The organism is Streptomyces sp. NPDC094032 (assembly GCF_040303965.1).
GTDB lineage: Bacteria > Actinomycetota > Actinomycetes > Streptomycetales > Streptomycetaceae > Streptomyces.
Genome location: NZ_JBEOUE010000005.1, coordinates 34195 through 52831, shown reverse-complemented (window position 1 = coordinate 52831; position 18637 = coordinate 34195). Strand labels below are relative to the sequence as shown.

General features: G+C 72.8%; 10 protein-coding genes. 4 read left to right on the top strand and 6 right to left on the bottom strand.

Annotated features, from left to right (window positions below; all coding sequences use genetic code 11):
- The first annotated feature begins 37 nt into the window (after positions 1-37).
- From ABTZ54_RS09845 to ABTZ54_RS09835, 3 genes are all read left to right on the top strand, one after another.
- Positions 38-1966 carry a hypothetical protein gene (locus ABTZ54_RS09845; RefSeq protein ID WP_351659312.1) on the top strand — a complete coding sequence of 643 codons (1929 nt, stop codon included), beginning with the start codon at positions 38-40 and terminating at the stop codon, positions 1964-1966.
- Between the two features lie 73 nt (positions 1967-2039).
- On the top strand, positions 2040-2927 hold the full coding sequence (locus ABTZ54_RS09840) for a metal-dependent hydrolase (RefSeq protein WP_351659309.1): 888 nt from the start codon (positions 2040-2042) through the stop codon (positions 2925-2927).
- Complete coding sequence (locus tag ABTZ54_RS09835; RefSeq protein WP_351659306.1) at positions 2927-3988, top strand: PDR/VanB family oxidoreductase; 1062 nt, start codon at positions 2927-2929, stop codon at positions 3986-3988. The genes ABTZ54_RS09840 and ABTZ54_RS09835 overlap by 1 nt, the downstream gene beginning before the upstream one ends.
- Before the next feature lie 4 nt (positions 3989-3992).
- Here the strand turns inward: ABTZ54_RS09835 and ABTZ54_RS09830 are convergent, their stop codons facing one another.
- Positions 3993-4304 (bottom strand): hypothetical protein, encoded by a 312-nt coding sequence (locus ABTZ54_RS09830; RefSeq protein ID WP_351659303.1) that lies wholly within the window; start codon positions 4302-4304, stop codon positions 3993-3995.
- Positions 4305-4342: 38 nt separating this feature from the next.
- On the opposite strand from ABTZ54_RS09830, the gene ABTZ54_RS09825 reads away from it, so the two are divergent.
- Positions 4343-5065: a TetR/AcrR family transcriptional regulator gene (locus ABTZ54_RS09825; RefSeq protein WP_351659300.1), complete on the top strand. Its 723-nt coding sequence runs from the start codon at positions 4343-4345 to the stop codon at positions 5063-5065.
- A 43-nt stretch (positions 5066-5108) separates the two neighbouring features.
- Here the strand turns inward: ABTZ54_RS09825 and ABTZ54_RS09820 are convergent, their stop codons facing one another.
- From ABTZ54_RS09820 to ABTZ54_RS09800, 5 genes are all read right to left on the bottom strand, one after another.
- Complete coding sequence (locus ABTZ54_RS09820) at positions 5109-8486, bottom strand: FlgD immunoglobulin-like domain containing protein (RefSeq protein ID WP_351659297.1); 3378 nt, start codon at positions 8484-8486, stop codon at positions 5109-5111.
- 159 nt (positions 8487-8645) lie between these two features.
- On the bottom strand, positions 8646-13937 hold the full coding sequence (gene pulA / locus ABTZ54_RS09815) for a pullulanase-type alpha-1,6-glucosidase (protein WP_351659294.1): 5292 nt from the start codon (positions 13935-13937) through the stop codon (positions 8646-8648).
- Positions 13938-14015: 78 nt separating this feature from the next.
- Positions 14016-15719, bottom strand: a complete 1704-nt coding sequence (locus ABTZ54_RS09810) for a carbohydrate-binding module family 20 domain-containing protein (RefSeq protein ID WP_351659291.1) — start codon at positions 15717-15719, stop codon at positions 14016-14018.
- A 151-nt stretch (positions 15720-15870) separates the two neighbouring features.
- Complete coding sequence (locus tag ABTZ54_RS09805) at positions 15871-16938, bottom strand: LacI family DNA-binding transcriptional regulator (protein WP_351659288.1); 1068 nt, start codon at positions 16936-16938, stop codon at positions 15871-15873.
- Positions 16926-18605 carry a glycoside hydrolase family 13 protein gene (locus ABTZ54_RS09800; protein ID WP_351659285.1) on the bottom strand — a complete coding sequence of 560 codons (1680 nt, stop codon included), beginning with the start codon at positions 18603-18605 and terminating at the stop codon, positions 16926-16928. Before ABTZ54_RS09800 ends, ABTZ54_RS09805 begins: the two co-directional genes overlap by 13 nt.
- Between the last annotated feature and the right edge of the window lie 32 nt (positions 18606-18637).

Here is an 18637-nt window from a genome sequence, read left to right as displayed (position 1 = left end):
GGGGTGACCATCGCAAGATTCGCTCGTTCTGCTGAACGTGAGCACCCAGGAACTCGCCCCCTCCGCAGGCCCCTCCCCCGACTCCCCCGGCCCCGTCGACGTGGAGCAGGCCGAGGCCGCGCTCGTCGAGCACTATCCGCGGCTCGTCCGGATCGCCTACCTCGTCCTCCCGCCGTCGCTGGGCCGCAACCGCCGGGGGCTGACCGCGCACGCGCTGGTGCAGCGCTCGCTGCCGCGCCGCAGGACCGCGGGCGCGGCGGTGCCGGGGGCGCGGCGGGCGGAGGACGCGGTCGATCCCGGGTACGCGTACGTGCGGGGCGAGGTGCTGCGGCAGGCGCTGGTGGCCGGGCTGCCGCTGCGGCGCCGGGCGCTGCCGCGACGGGCGCAGTTCCCGCCGCTGCTGCCGCAGGTGTGGGGGCTGCGGCTGTTCCCCCGGGCGGGCGGCGCCGACGAACTGGCCCTGGACCAGCGGCTCTCGGCGCTCTCCGGGCCGGGGCGTGCCGCGTACGTGCTGCGCGGCCTGGAGCGGCAGGGCGACCCGGAGGTGCTGCGGGTCCTGGCGGCGGCCGGGGCCGGGGACCCCGAGGCGGCGCTCGCGGAGGCGGACGGGGTGGAGACGCAGAGCGCGCTTCTGGAGTCGGCGGAGTTCGACCCCTGCTCGCTCCAGGCGCGGCCGCCGGACCTGATGCGGCGGCGCCAGCACGGCCGGGCGGCGCTGGCGGCGGCGGCCGCGGTGGTGGTGTGCGGGACGCTGCTCGGGCTGCCCGGGGACGGCTGGGGCAGGAACGGCGCCGCCGCCCCCTCGTACGCCCGCAATCCGGCGGCGGAGGCCGCGCTGGACCCGGGCGGCGTGAAGCGGGTCGAGCCGGCCGCCTGGCGGACGTCCTCGCGGACGGACTTCTCGGTGTGGCCGGCCAGGGGCGAGCTCACCGGCGACACGGCGCTGCTGCGGCGGGCGCTGGCGGTGTGGGCGCGGCCCGGTCCCGACGTGCACGCCTCGGCGACGCCGGGGACACCGGCGGGGCCGCCGATGGGGTCGCCGCAGTTGCTGTACGCGGGGCGGGTGGACGCGGTGCGCGTGGTGCTGTTCCACGACGGCCTGCGGGTGGTGCGGTACGCGGAGCCGGTCGGTGACACGAGCGGGGCGGCGCTGGACTTCGCGCGGACGGACGGGGCGGACGCGGTCGGCTCGGCGGCGCTCGTGGTGTCGCGGGCCGCGGGCAACGTGCGCTATCTGACGGCCCCTTGGGTGACGGGGACGGCGGTCGCCGACCTGCTGGCGCCCACGAAGGCGGCGTGGCCGCTGGCCCGGGACGCGTCCGGGGTGACCGAGCCGATGCCGAGTCCGGCGACGGCGCGGACCTGTGAGCGCTGGAACGCCCTCCAGGTGCGGGACGGCTCGGGTACGCGGCTCCTCGGCGACCTGGGCGAGCTGGCCCCGGCCCGGCTGACCTTCGGACCGCCGTCCGCGCCCGTGGACGCGACGGCGCCGGCGGCGCGGGACGCGTGGGCGCGGACGGCCTGCCAGCTCGGGGCGGTCCGCTCGCACGGGGTGCGGGCGGTCAACTCGTGGACGTACGCCGGGCAGGAGCTGCCGGAGGGCGGCGGTCGGGCCGAGTGGCTGTGCGCGCGGGCGGAGACCTGGCGGGGCACCGGGAGCCGGGCGCTCGCCCTGTTCCGCGCGCCGGGCGCGACCGGGACCGCCGCCCTCGCGGCCCGCTCCGAGGGCACCCCGGCGTGCGGGGCGCGCGAGCCCCGCGTGCTCGCGGGCGTGGTCTGGCAGGCCCCGAGCAGGCAGTGGTACGTGGTGGCGGCGGGCACCGGCGACTTCGCCTCGCTGACCGTGTCGGGCGGCGTGAAGGGGCGGACCGAGGGGCATCTGCTGGCGGTACGGGCGGCGCCGGGGAGCCGGGCGGACCTGACGGGGACGCTGGCGGACGGGACGCGGGTGAGCGCGCTGCGGTGAGGTCCCGGCCCGCCCCGCGAAAAGCCGTGCGCGACCCCTGGTCCTCTCGTCTACCCCTCAGTACATTGACGCCATGTCTAATACGCAGCCCGCACCGGTGGCGTCGGAGCACATCGAGCTCAAGGCACGCAAGGTCTCCTTCGACTGGGAGGAGACCCCGCTGCACTGGGTTCCCGGCGACCCGTTCACCACCCACACCATCAACGTGCTGCACCTGCTGCTCCCGGCCGGCGAACGCTGGTTCGTGCACGTCTACAAGCAGGTCCTCCCGTACATCACCGACGACCGGCTGCGTGCGGACGTCATCGGGTTCATAGGCCAGGAGGCCGTCCACTCCCAGGCCCATGACGACGTGCTGCCGCACCTCAAGCGGCTGGGGCTCGACCCCACCCCGTACACCGCGCAGGTCGACTGGTTCTTCGAGAAGCTGCTCGGCGACCGGACGCTGCCGCCGGGCCGACCGCGCCGCTGGTGGCTGATGGAGCGGGTCGCGCTCATCGCCGCCATCGAGCACTACACCGCCTTCCTCGGCAACTGGGTGCTCAACGCCGAGGAGCTCGACCGGGTCGGGGCCGACCCCGTCATGCTGGACCTGCTGCGCTGGCACGGCGCCGAGGAGGTCGAGCACCGCTCGGTCGCCTTCGAGCTCTTCCTGCACCTGGACGGCGGCTACCGGCGGCGCGCCCGCACCTGGGCGGCGGCCTTCTCCGCGCTCGCCTTCCTCTGGCAGCGCGGGGTCCGCTTCTTCATGGAGAACGACCCCAGCGTGCTCGACGCCAAGCCGAGCGTGGCCCAGTTCGTCCGCAAGGGCCGCGAGGGCGTGCTGCCCTCCACGCCCGCCATGCTGCGCTCCATACCCCGCTATCTGAGCCGGAGTTACCACCCCACCCAGGAGGGCAGCACCGCTCAGGCCGCCGCCTACCTGGCGAGCTCCCCCGGCGCCAACGGAGGCCGTCACTGATGCCCCGCCTGCGTACCGTCGTCCTGCTCGCCGGGGCCGCGCTGCTCGCCAAGCGGGCCCTGCGGCGCCGGATCGACGCCTCCCCGCTCTGGCCCATGCCCGCCCTCGACGAGCCGGTCTCCGGCCGGGGCCGCGGCTCCACCGTCACCCTGCGCGTGGTCGTCGCCGACCGCCGCGAGCCCGCCGCCGGGGTCGTCCAACTGCGCCTGGAGGGCACCGGACTGCCCGCCTGGCAGCCGGGCGCCCACATCGACCTCGTGCTGCCGTCAGGGGCCGTGCGCCAGTACTCGCTCTGCGGCGACCCGGAGGAGAAGGACGTCTACACGGTCGCCACCCGGCTCATCGGGGCCGAGCAGGGCGGCCGGGGCGGCTCCCGCGAGGTGCACGAGCAACTGCACGTGGGCACCGAGATCGAGATCCGCGGGCCGCGCAACCGCTTCCCGCTGGCCCCCGCCCCCTCGTACGTCTTCGTCGCGGGCGGCATCGGGATCACCCCGATCCTGCCGATGGTGCGCGCCGCCGAGGCGGCCGGGGCGGACTGGCGGCTGCTGTACTGCGGGCGCCACCGCGCCACCATGCCGTACGTGTACGAGGCGGAGAAGCTGGGGCGCGGCCGGACGACCGTGGTCACCGAGCACGAGAGCGGGCTCCCCGACCTCTCCTTCGTCGGCGGGCTGCCCGCCGAGACCGCGGTCTACTGCTGCGGGCCCGAGGGGCTGATGGAGGCGGTCGGGGCCGCGCTGCCGGAGGGCCGGACGCCATTCCTGGAGCGTTTCAGCGCCGCCCGGGCCACGGACGGCACGCCCTTCGAGATCGAACTGCGCCGGTCCGGGCGTACGGTGACGGTGGCGGGCGACCGGTCGGTGCTGTCGGCCGTGCGTGAGGCCGTGCCGGGGGTGCTCTACTCCTGCGAGCAGGGCTTCTGCGGGACCTGCCGGCAGACCGTCCTGGAAGGCGAGGTCGAGCACCGGGACGAGCTCCTCACCGACGAGGAGCGGACCGACTCGATGCTGATCTGTGTGTCGCGGTGCGCGGGCGAACGGCTGGTCCTGGACCTGTAGTCGGTCAGGGCAGGACCAGCCAGTCCAGGGCGAACGCCGTCAGCAGGCCGCCGGTGAGCAGCCAAGTGGCGAGCCGGGTGCGCCCGTTGCGGGAGAGTTCGATGACGACCCCGCACAGGATCATGGCGAGGCCGTACACGCCGACGACCAGGACGGAGGTGTGGTTCGCCAGGCGGACCACCAGCACCGCGGCCGTCACGACGAGCAGGACCGAGCCGGCGACGACCCGGAGCAGGCGTGCCTGCTTCGGGGTGAGGCCGCCTGCCTCGTCCAGCTCCGCCTCGGTGTCCGGGGTGTCCTGCTCAGAAGCGCTCATGTGCCGGGAGCGTAACGGACTCCCGTTAGGCTGTTCGCATGACGACCGGGGTACGCCGCAGGATGGGCGTCGAGGAGCGCAAACAGCAACTGATCGGGGTGGCCCTGGAGCTGTTCAGCCACCGCTCCCCCGACGACGTCTCCATCGACGAGATCGCCGCCGCCGCGGGCATCTCGCGGCCGCTGGTCTACCACTACTTCCCCGGCAAGCAGTCGCTGTACGAGGCGGCGCTGCGGCGGGCGGCCGACGACCTGGCCGGGCGGTTCGTGGAGCCGCCGCAGGGTCCGCTCGGGGCGCGGCTGCTGCGGGTGATGGGCCGCTTCTTCGACTTCGTCGAGGACCACGGCCCGGGTTTCGCCGCGCTCATGCGGGGCGGTCCCGCGGTCGGCTCCTCGACCGCCCACGCGATGATCGACGAGGTGCGGCAGGCCGCGTACGAGCAGATCCTGGCGCATCTGGACGTGACCGGGCCCTCCGCGCGGCTCGAACTGGTCGTGCGCTCCTGGGTGTCGCTCGCCGAGTCGACGGCGCTGCTGTGGCTGGACGGGCGCCGGGTGCCGCGCGCGGAGCTGGAGCGCCAGCTCGTGCACGACTTCGCGGCGCTCGCGGCGGTGAGCGCGGCCTACGACGAGGGGATGGCGGAGATCCTGGTCCGGATCCTCGCCGACGAGCCGGCGGACGGGCCGTTCGGTGAACTGGTGGGCCGGCTGATCGCGCTGGCGCCGCCGCAGCAGCAGGTGCCGGGGCAGCGCTCGACCTAGCAGGCACCTGCGGCCGGAGCGGCCACAGGTGCCTCCTGCGGGATCAGTCGGTGTAGTAACCCGTCACGTCGGCGATGAGGTCGACGGTGCCGGTGTGGTTGTAGAAGGTGATCTTGCCGTCCTTGACCGGGACGATCACTCCGTTGGGGACGGTCTGGCCCGCGACGAAGTTCAGGTTCGACGCCGACGAGCGGGGCGTCCCGTACGGGTACACGGAGACGAAGCCGGTCGCCGTCGGATTCGTGGCGGTGACGTTGAGGACGACCGCCTTGTACGTGGTGCCGACGGTGAGGCTCACCGTCCCGCCCGCGCCGACCTTGGCCTTGGCGACGCCGGTGCCGTCGCGGGTGTCCATCAGGCGCTTCGGCTGCATGCCGGTGAAGACCGCGCCGGTGCCCTCCTTGAAGTAACCGGCGACGTCGGCGATCACGTCGACCGATCCGGCCCGGTTGTAGAAGGTGATCTTGCCGTCCTTGACCGGCACGACGGCCATGTTCGGAACGGTCTGCCCGGCGCCGAAGTTGACGTTCGAGACGTTGGGGCGGGTGGTCCCGTACGGGTAGGCCGAGATGAAGCTCGCCGAGGTCGCGTTGGTCGCCGTCACGTTGAGGGCCACCGCGGTGACGCCCGGCTCGGTCACCGCGAGGGTCACCGTGCCGCCGCCCTGGATCTTCGCCTTCGGCACGCCGGTGCCGACGCGGGTGTCCATCAGGCGCTGCGGCGCGACCGGCTGGTACGTGGAGCCGGAGCCCGCGCCGTCGGTGTAGTAGCCGGCGACGTCGGCGATCAGGTCGGTGTTGCCGAGGTGGTTGTAGAAGCTGACCTCACCCGCGTTTACCGGGACGGTGACGAGGTTGGAAACCGTCTGGCCCGCCTTGAAGTTGAGGGTCGAGGCGCTGGTGCGCTTCGTCTCCCCCGGGAACACGGACACGAAGCCGCCCTTGGTCGGCTTCGTCGCGGTCACGTTGAGGACGACGGCGGTGACACCGGTCTTCGGCACACCGCCGAGACCGGCGACGCCCAGCGAGTAGGTCATGCCGGGGGTGAGCGTCACGCCGCCCTGCCCGACGCGGGTGTCCATGACCCGGGTGGGGGTCAGCGGGACGAACCTGGCGGGCGGCGTGGTGAGCGAGCTGCCCTGGACGGACAGGTTCTCCCCGGAGAACTCCGAGGTGGCGCCGGTGTCCTTCGCCCGGACCGTCAGCTTCCAGCGGTACGTGCCGGACTCGATGCCGCGGCCCTGGGCGTCCTTGCCGTCCCAGACGGGCCGCACGGCCGCACCGGCGGTGCCGCTGCCGTCGATCGTGCGGACGGGATGGCCGTTGGACGTCTCGATGCGCAGCTGCCAGGTGGAGGCCACCGGCTTGGAGAAGCGGAAGACGGGCGACCAGGAGGCGGCGGGCTCGACGCCCGCGCCGGGGAAGGTGACCGGTCCGACGGTGTGCGCGAGCTGGGTCAGGTCCTGGGTGGCCACGCCGGCCTTCTTGACGTGGAGGTTCTTCTCCGCGTCGACGAAGGCGACGCCGCCGCCGAACTTGTCCACGGTCCAGGTCGACCGGCGGCCCGAGCCCATCCCGGCGGGGAGGTCCGCCAGGTCGGTGGTCTGACCGGAGACCGCGTTCGTGAGCTTCAGCTTGTCGCCGTCGTGGCGGACCACGAAGCCGTCGCCGAGCAGGGCCTCTCCGGCCGGGACGGGCACGCTCTTCTTCGCGGTCCGGTCGTAGACACCGGCCTTGTCGGCCCCGCAGGCCCAGTAGAGCCAGCGCTCGACGGCCTGGAGCTCGGTGGGGGCGCAGCCGGAGCCCAGGTCGACCGGGGCCGAGGTGAGGCGCGCCTCCAGGTCGTACGCGACGACCTGGCCGGCGGTGGCGGCCGGCTTCCAGACCTTGGTGCCCCACAGCGCGGCGGCGGCGCCGGTCACGGTGTGCCGTACGTCCTGGGCGGTAGTGCCGTCGTTGTCCAGGTCGGCGACGTACAGGGTGGTGCCCCGCTGGGCCAGCGCGTAGCGCCCCGCGCCGTCGATCACCGTGGCGTCGGCGACCGGGAGGTCGGCGGTGCGGGCGGTGGCTCCGTCGGTGCGGGAGTAGAGGCGCTTGCCGTCGCTGTAGACAGACTCGCCGTCGCCGAGTGCCGTGAGACCGGGAGTGGTCGGCGCGACGATCTTGGCGCGCAGGCTCGGGGCGCCCGCGGTCGGCGGGGTGGTGGTCAGGTCGGTGTCGACGTCGTGCAGGCCCAGCGCGTCGATGCCCGACACGTCGTCGCTGAGGAAGTTCAGCCGGCCGCCGCCCAGGGCGAGGCCGCCGATACGGGCCGGGGCGACCGGGATCGCGGACACCTTGGTGAGCTTCGGCTCGCCGTCCTCGCCGGTCGTGACGCGGTGCACGGCCCAGTCGGCCGCGCCGGTCCCGCCGACGGCGAGGACGCTGCCGTCCGGGGCGGTGGCGAACTGGGCGGCGGCGTGCGGCAGCAGGTCGATGACGTCGTTGGTGCCGATGCGGATCGCCTTCAGGGCGTGTCCGACGTCGGTGGCCTCGGTGTTCTGCGAGGGCCGCTCGGTGACCAGGACCCATTCGCCGGTGATCGCCACCGCGGCTTCCCAGGTGTCCAGGAGCGAGGGCATCGGCGTCGCGTGGGTCTGCTTCGGGTTGTCGCGCGGGGCGGTCAGGACCCGGTTGTTGAAGGTGTCGTAGGACGCGACTCGGTCGGCGCCGAGCACCGTGTACACGCCCTCGCCGCCCAGCGCCGTCGGCTTGAGCGTCGCGGTCGCGTAGTCGAGGACGTAGTCGACGGGCGACTGGCCCGGCTCGCGGAAGAAGCGGAGCAGGGCGCCGCGCGCGTCCTGCTGGAGGACGTCCACCTCTGCGAAGGCCTCGGTGAGCGGCGTCACGGCGCGCTCGGTGGGCGTGCCGTCGACGACCTGGAGCAGTTGGAGCGCGTCGAGGTAGGTCCCGTCGGCGCGCGGGGTGGACGTCACCACGGTGTCGGCGGCGAAGGCGCCGGTGAACTTCCGGCCCTGCGGCAGCACCAGGTCCAGGCGCTCCTGCCCGGTGGCCACGTCCGTGACCTTGACGCGGTCGGCGGTGACCGCCGGGTCCGCCTCGACCGTCGCGGACAGGCCGGAGTGGCCCTTGGTGGCCTGGTCCTGGGTGATCTGGCGGTCGGTGCCGGTCCGGGTGTCGGTCCAGAGCCAGCCGTCGCCGCCGCCCTGCCGGTGGGCGTAGCCCTCGGGTCCGGCCTGGCCCAACTGCTCGCTGCGGGGCAGGAATCGGCCCGGGTTCGGGATGACGACCTCGTCGGCCGTGCCGGTGCCGGCGGCGAGGGCCGGGGTGGCGAGCGCGGTGCAGAGACCGGCGGAGACGGCCACCGCGGTGGCCAGCGCCAGTGCGTTGCGGGTACGTGCGTTGCGAGTACGTGCGTGCAAGGAATTCCCCTCCATGAGCCTGGCAGGCAGGGACGGGTGGCCCTTGGTGCGCGGTACTCGCCCGCGCCTCCCCCCTCAGGCGTCCCCCGTCCGAAAAGACGTGATCGTAAACAGGGGACGCCGAGCCTCAAGAGATGGTTCCGAACACGTTCAGGTGGATCAGCCCGTCGTGAAGACGGCCACCGTGCGGGCCGGGACGGTGAAGGTGCCCGAGCTCCGCTCGTACGCCGCGGACTTCACGCCCGCGTCGGAGCCGTTCGCCTGGACCGGGTGGAGGCGGTAGGCCTGGCCGGTCAGGGCGGTGACGGTCTGCCGCTGTTCCCTCGGGGTCGCGTTGAAGACGACGACCAGGCCGCCCAGGCGCATGGTGATCACGCCCGGGGTCTCGTCGCGGCCCGAGAGCGGGAAGGAGAGGGCGGACTGGACCTGGTCCGTCGAGGACAGGGAGAAGACCGGCTCGGTCGTGCGGATGCGCTGGAGGTCGCGGTAGGCGGCCGAGGCGCCGTCGATCTCGGCGCAGCCGGGGGTCAGGGTCGGGGCGGTCAGGAGCGGCTTCCCGTACGACCACTTGGACTTGTTGTCGGCGGCCGGCGGGAGGCCCCGCCCGAAGCCGTTGCCGTCGCGGCAGTCCCAGTGGATCGCGTTGAACCAGTCGCCGCTGTCGTACGAGTTGCGGTCCAGGGACTTGGAGCGCAGCAGGTCGCTGCCCGCCTGGGAGAGCGACGGGCCCTGCGAGAGGGTGGCCGTCGCCATGGCGAGGACCTGCATACGGGCCCGGTCGGCCGCGGAGGTGCCGGCCGGCAGCTTGAAGGCGAGGGCGTCGTACAGGGTCTCGTTGTCGTGGGCGTCGGCGTAGGCGAGGGCGTCGCCGGGGGCGGCGGCGTAGCCGGCCGGGGCGCCGTTGTAGTCGACCTCGGAGCCCTTGACCGTACGCCCGGAGGTGTCGGTGAAGCGGTAGGAGGCGAGGCTGCCGCTGAGGCCGACCTTGATCAGGTCCTGGTAGTGCAGGAGGCGGGCCTTCTGCTGCTCCGGAGTTACGTTGGCGGCCGCCGGGTTGGGGTCGGTGAAGAGGCCGCTGGCGAAGCCCTGGACGCCCGGGTCCTCGTCGAAGGGGCCGCCGCCGCGGACGGCGTCGCGGGCCCGGTCGGAGAAGGTCGCGACGCCCGTGCCCGCCATGTTCTTCTGGGTGGCCTGGACGAAGCGGGCGTCGTCGGCGATCTCGCCGAAGTTCCAGCCCTCGCCGTAGAGGACGATCGCCTTGCCGTCCACGCCGTCCTTGGCGACGGTCAGCTCGTCGAGGGCCTTGCGGACGGCGACGATGTTGGCCTTCGGGTGGTGGCCCATGAGGTCGAAGCGGAAGCCGTCGACCTTGTAGTCGCGCGCCCAGGTGACGACCGAGTCGACGACCAGCTTGCCCATCATCGCGTTCTCGGGCGCGGTGTTGGCGCAGCAGGTGGAGGTGGCGACGCTGCCGTCGGCCTGGAGGCGCTGGTAGTAGCCGGGCACGATGCGGTCGAGGACGGACTTGTCGGACTGCCCGGCGGCGACGGTGTGGTTGTAGACGACGTCCATGACGGTGCGCAGGCCCTCGCCGTTGAGCGCCTGGACCATCCGCCGGAACTCGACCGTGCGGCGGGTGCCTTCGGGGTCGGTGGCGTACGAGCCTTCCGGCACGGTGTAGTGCAGCGGGTCGTAGCCCCAGTTGTAGGCGTCCTTGGCCGCGGTGGCCGCGACGCAGGCCTGCTGCTCCTCGGAGTCGGGGGCGTAGACCTTCAGGTCGCAGGCGGGCGTGGTCTGCGCGGACTTCTTCTCGGGGATGGTGCCGATGTCGAAGGCCGGGAGGAGGTGGACGTAGGAGGTGCCGGAGGCGGCCAGCTCGCGCAGGTGCCGGGCGCCCTTGCTCCCGCTGTCGCCGAAGGCGAGGTAGGTGCCGCGGTGGGCGGCGGGCACGGTCGGGTCGGCGACGGAGTAGTCGCGGATGTGGAGTTCCTGGATCTGGGCGTCGCGCAGCGGCACGGCGGCCGGCTTCCTCAGGCTCTGCCAGCCCTTGGGCGCGAGGGCCGGGGCGGTGAGGTCGACGACGAGGCTGCGGGCGGAGTCGGCGGTGAGGGCGGTCGAGTAGGGGTCGGTGACCTTGTTCTCGACGAGCCGCTGGACGCTGGGGGCCCAGACCTTCACGACGTACCGGTACGGCTTGCCGGTCCAGGTCCTCGGGCCGGTGACGGACCAGACGCCGCTGGTGTCGTCGCGGCGCATGGGGACGGTCCTGCCGTCGAGTTCGAGGGCGACGGACTGGGCCGTGGGGGCCCAGACGGAGAGGGTGGGGCGGCCGGAGCGGAAGACCGGGCCGAGGGCGGCGCCGGTGGCCTTCGGCGCATACAGGTCGTCGAGGACGCCGGGCGTCTGGACGCCGGTGGCGGCGAGCAGGGCGCCGTTGGCGGCGCGCTGGGTGGCGATCAACTGGCCGCGCAGGGAGGCGCGGACGCGGTCGGCGTCGCGCGGGTCGACGGTAAAGGCCGGGTAGTCCTTGAGGTGCGGGAACTTCGCCTTCTGGGCGTCGGTGAGGCTGCCCGGGTTCAGGCGGAGCCACTGGCCCTCGGCGCTGAGGGCGCCGTCGGTGACGGTGAGGCCGCCCTCGGGCGCGTACACCAGCTGCTGGCTGGTGGCGTCGGTGGTCTTGACCTTCCAGACGACGGTGGTGCGGTCGATCCACTGCGCCTCGGCCTTGCCGACGTCGAGGGCCGGGGTGCCGCCGACGGTCGGCAGCAGGTACTTCGGCTGTCCGGCGAGCAGCCAGACCTCGTTGCCGTAGGTGCCGAGGTCGAGGGACTGGTCGGTGGGCAGGTCCTTCTGGTCACCCTTGTGGAGGATGTACGAGAGGGAGCTCGCGCCCGCGGTGAGCGGCACCTCGTAGACCGCGCCGTACGCGTCGAAGCGGGCCGGCATCAGCGGCCGGGACCAGTCGGTGGGCTGGGCGGCGCCGGTCCAGGTGTGCAGGCCCCAGCCGGTGTAGTCGCCGTCGGCCCGCTGGTAGTGGACGACGGCCTTCGCCTTGTCCTGCGGCGGGGCGGCGGGGGCGGTGTCGGACTGGGCGTCGGAGCCCTGCGTGATCCAGACCTCGCCGGTGCGGGCGAGGGTGATGCCGCGCTGCGGCCCGTCGGCCGTTCCGGCCTTCTCGACGGTGTACGGGATGGTGGCGGCGCCTTCGGGGACGCGGACCCAGGCGAAGGCGCCGTGGGCGTCGCGGCCGGTGAAGGCGGCCTCCTGTCCTGCGGCCTTCAGCGTCCAGCCGTCGTAGTCGGCTTCCTGGCGCTTGTAGTGCACGACGGCCCAGGTGCGCTCGACGGCGACGGGCTTCTCGGGCGCCGGGGCCTGTCCGGCCGTGGAGGCGGCCAGGGCGCTCGCGGTGCGGCCGGCGGAGTCGACGGCGACGGCCTTGTAGCGCAGGGCGGTGCCGGCGGGGGCGGTCACGTGCTGGGTGACCTTGTAGGGGGCGTGGTCGGCGGTGCCGAGGGTCTGCCAGCGCCCGTCGCCGACCTGGGCGGCGAAGACGACCCGGTTGAGGCCGCCGCCGGTGACGTCGGCGGTGAGCTCGACGGTGCCGGTGGCGCCGGTGGCGGGGGCCTTGAGCGTGACGGCCGGGGCGGTCGCCGGGGCGGGCAGCGGCCGGTCCGCCTTCAGGACGAGGGAGGACAGGGCCGGGACGGTGACGGTGACCGCGCCGTTCTCGGCGGTGACGGCGCCCTTCCCCCCGTACAGGAGGTGGAAGGCGGCGGAGTCGGCGGGGACGGTGACGGTCCTGGCGGTGGTGGCGCTGTTGGTGGCGACCAGGTACTCGGTCTTCTCCTGGGCGTCGGTGCGGGAGAAGGCGTAGACGGAGCCCTCGGCGTACCGCTCCCGCTGGACGCCGTCGCGCAGCGCGGGGTGCGCCTTGGTGAGCTTCGACAGGGCGGCTATCGAGCGGTAGACCGGGTGCCCGGTGTCGTACGCGTCGGAGGCGTGGGTGCGGTCGGTGCCGAGCTGGTCGTCGTCGAGGTAGTCGGCGGTCTTCGAGGCGAAGAGGGTCTGGCGGGCGTCCTTGTCGCCGCCTGCCCCGGTGAAGCCCTGCTCGTCGCCGTAGTAGATCACCGGGTTGCCCCGGCCGAGGAACATCAGCTCGTTGGCGAGGCGGGCCCGCTGGAGGAGTTCGGCGTCGGAGGCGTCGGGGTGGTCCTGCTTGAGGAAGGTCCCGATGCGGCCCATGTCGTGGTTGCCGAGGAAGGTGACCTGCTCGTAGGCGTTGGCCTTGTCGGTGGTGTAGCGGTAGTCCTCGGCGAAGACCTTGGCGAGCCGGTCGGCTCCGGCGCCCTGGGAGGCGTAGGCGCGGGCGGCGTCCTGGAAGGGGAAGTCGAGGGTGGCGTCGAGGCGTCCCCGGGTGACGTACGGGGAGGTGACGGTGGTGTCGGCGGAGTAGACCTCGCCGAACATGAAGAAGTCCTCGCGGCCGCGCTTCTTGGCGTAGGCGTCGAGCGCGGTGGCCCACTGGGTCCAGAAGTCGAGGTCGACGTGTTTGACGGTGTCGATGCGGAAGCCGTCGATGTCGAAGTCGCGGACCCACTTCTCGTAGATCTTCTTCATGCCCTCGACGACCTCGGGGCGTTCGGTCCACAGGTCGTCGAGGCCGACGAAGTCGCCGTACTCGGCGGACTCGCCGGCCCAGGTGGAGTCGCCCCGGTTGTGGTACATCGTGGGGTCGTTGAGCCAGGCGGGGACCTTGGCGTCCGGCTCCGCGACGGGGGTGTACGGGAAGGAGTCCGGGTCCACCTTGCCGATCGCGGTCCGGTCGTCGAAGGGGCGCCCCTGCTTGTCGAGGTAGGGGTAGGCGCCCTTGGGGCGGTAGCCGTACTTCTTCTCGGCGTAGTCGACGGTGTCGGCGGTGTGGTTGGTGATGACGTCGAAGAAGACCTTCATGCCCTTGGCGTGGGCGGCGGCGATGAGCCGCTTGAGGTCCTCGTTGGTGCCGAAGTGCGGGTCGACCTGGGTGAAGTCGGTGATCCAGTAGCCGTGGTAGCCGGCGCTCGCGTCCTTGCCGGTGCCCTGCACGGGGCGGTTCTTGAAGATGGGCGCCATCCAGATGGCGGTGGTGCCCAGGCCCTTGATGTAGTCGAGCCGCTCGGTGAGGCCCTTGAGGTCGCCGCCCTGGTAGAAGCCCTTGTCGGTGGGGTCGAAGCCGGTGCGGTCGCGGCTGCCGGTGAGACCGCCGCGGTCGTTGGAGGGGTCGCCGTTGGCGAAACGGTCCGGGAGCACGAAGTAGAACTGCTCGCGGGTCAGGTCGTGGCGCGCCGGGGTGGCGGCGAGCGCCCGGTCGGAGGGCGGCGCGGGCGGGCGCGGCGCGGCGGCCGCGGGCAGGGCGGGCACGAGGGCCGCGCACAGGGCGGCGGCCACGACGACCGCCGTTCTCTTGCGTGTCACGAGGGTGCTCCCAGGGGTACGGGAAAGTGGGGCCGCCCCGGTCGGGGCGGCCCTGGGTCGCGGGGACGCGGGGACGCGTCAGGGACGGAAGGTGTCGTTCAGGACGATCCGGCCGGAGGCGGGCACGGTCGCGGTGCGGTTGGCGCCGGACTCCCAGGTCACGTTCCCGGCGGCGTCCTTGCGGAGGTACTTGTACTCGAAGGCCGTCCCGGCGGGCAGATTGACGGCCAGCTTCCAGACGGGGTACGCGGCCGGGTCCAGCTTGAGGGCGGCGGCGGGGGCCCAGTTGCCGAGCTCGGCGCGGTTGCCGGTGACGTAGATGTTCTGGCCGGTGACGGTGGTGGCGTTGGCGTTGAAGTCGGCGCCGGCCGTGGCGGGCTGCGTCGTTCCGCAGGAGGTGGCGCCGGTGTGCAGGGCCAGCGCGGTGTTCGCGCCGAGGGTGGCGGTGAACTGGCCGGCGGAGTTGACGCTCACCGGGGTGTTGGACTGCACGTCGCAGTAGGAGCCGGCGGGCAGCGAGGTCTGGAAGGTGCGGGTGAGGGCCGTGGTCTCGTGGTTGATCGCCACATAGGCCTTGGTGCCCCGGCCGAACGCGATGGCGTTGTTGCCGTTGTCCCACCAGTCGGTGACGGCCTGGCCGCGCGCGGTGTTGCGGAAGCCGACCATGGAGGCTATCTCGCGCCAGGCGTGCTGGCACTTCCAGCCGTCGCTGTAACAGGCGTTGACCTGGTGCCCGTTGGGGGCGCCGGCGTCCTTGTCGGTCCACTCGTAGCCGGAGTGGACGTCCGGGGAGCCGTAGGGCCAGGCCAGCATGAAGACGGAGCCGAGGGTGTAGTCGGCGCCGTTCTTGTAGTTCAGGGTGTCGCCGCCGCGCTCGGTGTCGTGGTTGTCGACGAAGACGGCGGACTGACCGGAGGGCATATAGCCCCAGGCCTCGCCGAAGTTCTTGAGGTAGGCCAGCTTCTCGCCCTGGAGGACCCGCTTGAGGTCGCGGGCGTAGCGGAACTCCTGGACGTCGCCGTTGCCGAGGTACTCGCTGGGCTGGACGGCCTCGCCCGCGCCGTAGATGGCCTCCTGCTTCCAGTAGGCGGAAGGATTCGTCAGCCGGGACTTGATGTTGGCGAGGTCGGCGGCCGGCATGTGCTTGGCGGCGTCGATGCGGAAGCCGTCGACGCCGAGCGAGGGCAGGTCGTTGAGGTATCCGGCGATGCGGCCGCGGACGTACTCCTCGCTGGTGTCCAGGTCGGCGAGGTTGACCAGCTCGCAGTTCTGGACGTTCGCGCGGTCCTGGTAGTTCGAGATGGTGGCGCGGCAGTCGTCCATGTCGGCGCCGGAGTAGACGCCGGGGTAGTTGTACTTGCTGTAGGTGGATCCGCCGGTGCCGGTGTAGGTGGCGTTGGGGTCCGAGGGGCCTGCCATGTGGTTGATCACCGAGTCGGCGACGACCTTCACCCCGGCGGCGTGGCAGGTGTCGACCATGTTCTTGAAGGCGGTGCGGTCGCCGAGCGGGCCGGCGATCTTGTAGCTGACCGGCTGGTAGGCGGTCCACCAGGCGGAGCCCTGGATGCGTTCCTGGGGCGGGGAGACCTGCACGTAGCCGTAGCCCGCGGGGCCCAGCTGGGTGGTGCAGGCCTTGGCCACCGAGGCGAAGTTCCACTCGAACATCACCGCGGTGACGTCCTTGGTGCCCGGGGCCGAGGCCTGTGCGGCGGGGGTTCCCGTGACGGCCACAGCGGCTCCTGCCACAAGGGCGAGGGCAGCGGCCACGGTCTTTCTTGCCATGTTTCCTCCTGTACGACGTCCCTGTCACAGAAGCAGTGTTCGCAAGAAGTTGCCGAAACTGACAGCAACTGTTTTCAGCCGCGACCGTAGGGGCGTACAGGCGTGCGGTCAACCCTTCCGGCCACCGCAATGCAAGGGATTGCGCAAGGAGTTACGCGACCGGCTGCGGCGCCTGCGCGGTCGAGCCGCGCACGACGAGCTCCGGCTGGAACACGAACTCCGTGCGCTGGACCGGGTTTCCCTCGATCTCCTCCAGGAGCGCGCCGACCGCCGCCGTCGCCATCGCCTGCACCGGCTGGCGCACGGTGGTCAGCGGTGGGTCGGTGAACGCGATCAGCGGGGAGTCGTCGAAGCCCACCACGGAGACGTCACGGGGCACGTCGAGGCCCCGCGCGCGGGCCGCCCTGACCACCCCGAGGGCCATCAGGTCCGAGCCGCACACGATGCCCGTGCACCCCTCGGCGAGCAGCAGGTCGGCGGCGGCGTGCCCGCCCTCCACCCCGAACAGCGTGGGTCGTACGAAGCGTTCGGCCTCGGCCCGCTCGATGCCCAGCTGCTCGCGCAGCTCGGCCGCGAAGCCCTCCGCCTTGCGCCGCGAGGGCACGTAACGGGTCGGCCCGATGGCCAGCCCGATCCGCTCGTGGCCGAGTTCGACCAGGTGCCGTACGGCCATCCGGGCCGCGGCCCGGTCGTCGGGCGATACGAAGTTGGCGTCGATGTGCTCGTTGAAGCCGTTGATGAGGACGAACGGCACCCCCCGGGCGGCCAGCCGCGTGTAGCGGGCCGGGTCGGCGCTGGCGTCCGCGTGCAGCCCGGACAGGAAGACGATGCCCGCCACCCCGCGCTCCACCAGCTGCTCGACCAGCTCGTCCTCGGTGGCCCCGCCCGGCATCTGGGTGCAGAGCACCGGCGTGTAGCCGTGTCCGGCGAGGACCTGCTCCACGACCTGCGCGAACGCCGGGAAGATGGGGTTGGTCAGCTCGGGCACGACCAGGCCGATCAGGCCCGCGCTGCGCCGTCGGAGCCGTACCGGACGCTCGTAGCCCAGCACGTCGAGCGCGGCCAGCACCTTGTGCCGGGTCGCGCCGGCCACCCCCGCCTTGCCGTTGAGGACCCGGCTGACGGTGGCCTCGCTCACCCCCGACTGGGCCGCGATGTCCGCGAGCCGCGGGGCGCCGTTCCCGGCACCCCGCGGCGGGGGGATCGTCACACCGCCCACCAGACGGTGGTGTCGGCGGGCAGCTCCACCATGCCCTCGCCGTGCGCGACGGGCTCGTTGGAGAGGAGGAACCGGCCGGGCAGCGGGACGGAGATGGCCCGGCCGGTGGTGTTGGCGGTGCAGACGAACCCGTCGCGACGGAAGGCCAGGACGCCCTCGGGGGCCTCCAGCCACTCGATGGCGTTGTGGGGTTCGCCCGCGCCGAGTCCGGGCTGCGCGCGGCGCGCGGCGAGCGCGGTGCGGTACAGCTCCAGGGTGGAGGCGGGGTCGCCGGCCTGCGCCTCGACGCTGAGCCCGCCCCAGGTGGCGGGCTGCGGCAGCCAGGAGCCGCCGGCCCCGAAGCCGTACGAGGAGCCCTCGACGGTCCACGGGATCGGCACCCGGCAGCCGTCGCGGAAGCCGTCCTGGCCGGTGGCCCGGAAGAACGACGGGTCCTGGCGGACCTCGTCGGGCAGGTCGGTGACGTCCGGCAGGCCGAGCTCCTCGCCCTGGTAGACGTAGGCGGAGCCGGGCAGCGCCAGCATCAGCAGGGTCGCCGCGCGGGCCCGGCGCAGCCCGAGCTCGCGGTCGCCGGGGGTGCGCAGCTGGGTGCCGAGGCCCGGCGGGTTGGCGAAGCGGGTGGCGTGCCGGGTGACGTCGTGGTTGGACAGCACCCAGGTGGTGGGGGCGCCGACGGGCTCCATCGCGTCCAGCGAGGCGTCGATGACCTGGCGCAGCTCGGCCGCGTCCCAGGAGGTGCCCAGGTACTGGAAGTTGAAGGCCTGGTGCATCTCGTCGGGGCGCACGTAGTTCGCGGTGCGCTCGACGGTCGGGGTCCAGGCCTCGGCGACGAGGACGCGCTCCCCGTCGTACTCGGCGAGCACCGTGCGCCAGGAGCGGTAGATCTCGTGGACGCCGTCCTGGTCGAAGAAGGGCATGACGTCGTTGCCGAGCAGCTTCAGCTGGTCGTGGCTGCCGACGTCGGGCAGGCCGGGGGCCTTGACCAGGCCGTGGGCGACGTCCACGCGGAAGCCGTCGACGCCCATGTCGAGCCAGAAGCGCAGGATCGAGCGGAACTCGTCGCGGACGGCCGGGTGGTCCCAGTCGAAGTCGGGCTGCTCGGAGGCGAAGAGGTGGAGGTACCAGTCGCCAGGGGTGCCGTCGGGGTTCTCCGTACGGGTCCAGGCGGGGCCACCGAAGATGGACTCCCAGTCGTTGGGCGGCAGTTCGCCGTTCTCGCCCTTGCCGGGGCGGAAGTGGTAGCGCTCGCGCAGCGGGGAGCCGGGGCCCTCGCGCAGGGCGCGCTGGAACCACTCGTGCTGGTCGGAGGAGTGGTTGGGGACCAGGTCGACGATGATCCGCAGGCCCAGGTCGTGGGCCTCGCGGATGAGGGCGTCGGCGTCGTGCAGGGTGCCGAACATGGGGTCGATGGCCCGGTAGTCGGCGACGTCGTATCCGGCGTCGGCCTGCGGGGAGGCGTAGAACGGCGAGAGCCAGACGGCGTCGACGCCGAGCTCCTTCAGATACGGCAGCCGGCTGCGAACGCCCTCCAGGTCGCCCATGCCGTCGCCGTTGCCGTCGGCGAAGCTGCGCGGATAGACCTGGTAGATCACCGCGTCTCTCCACCAGCCCGAGTGCGTGCCGGTGGTCGGAGCGGCGGCGGCGGGAGTGGCGAGGTGCTGGGTCATGTCTTCCTTGAGTCGTAAGGAGATTACGGACA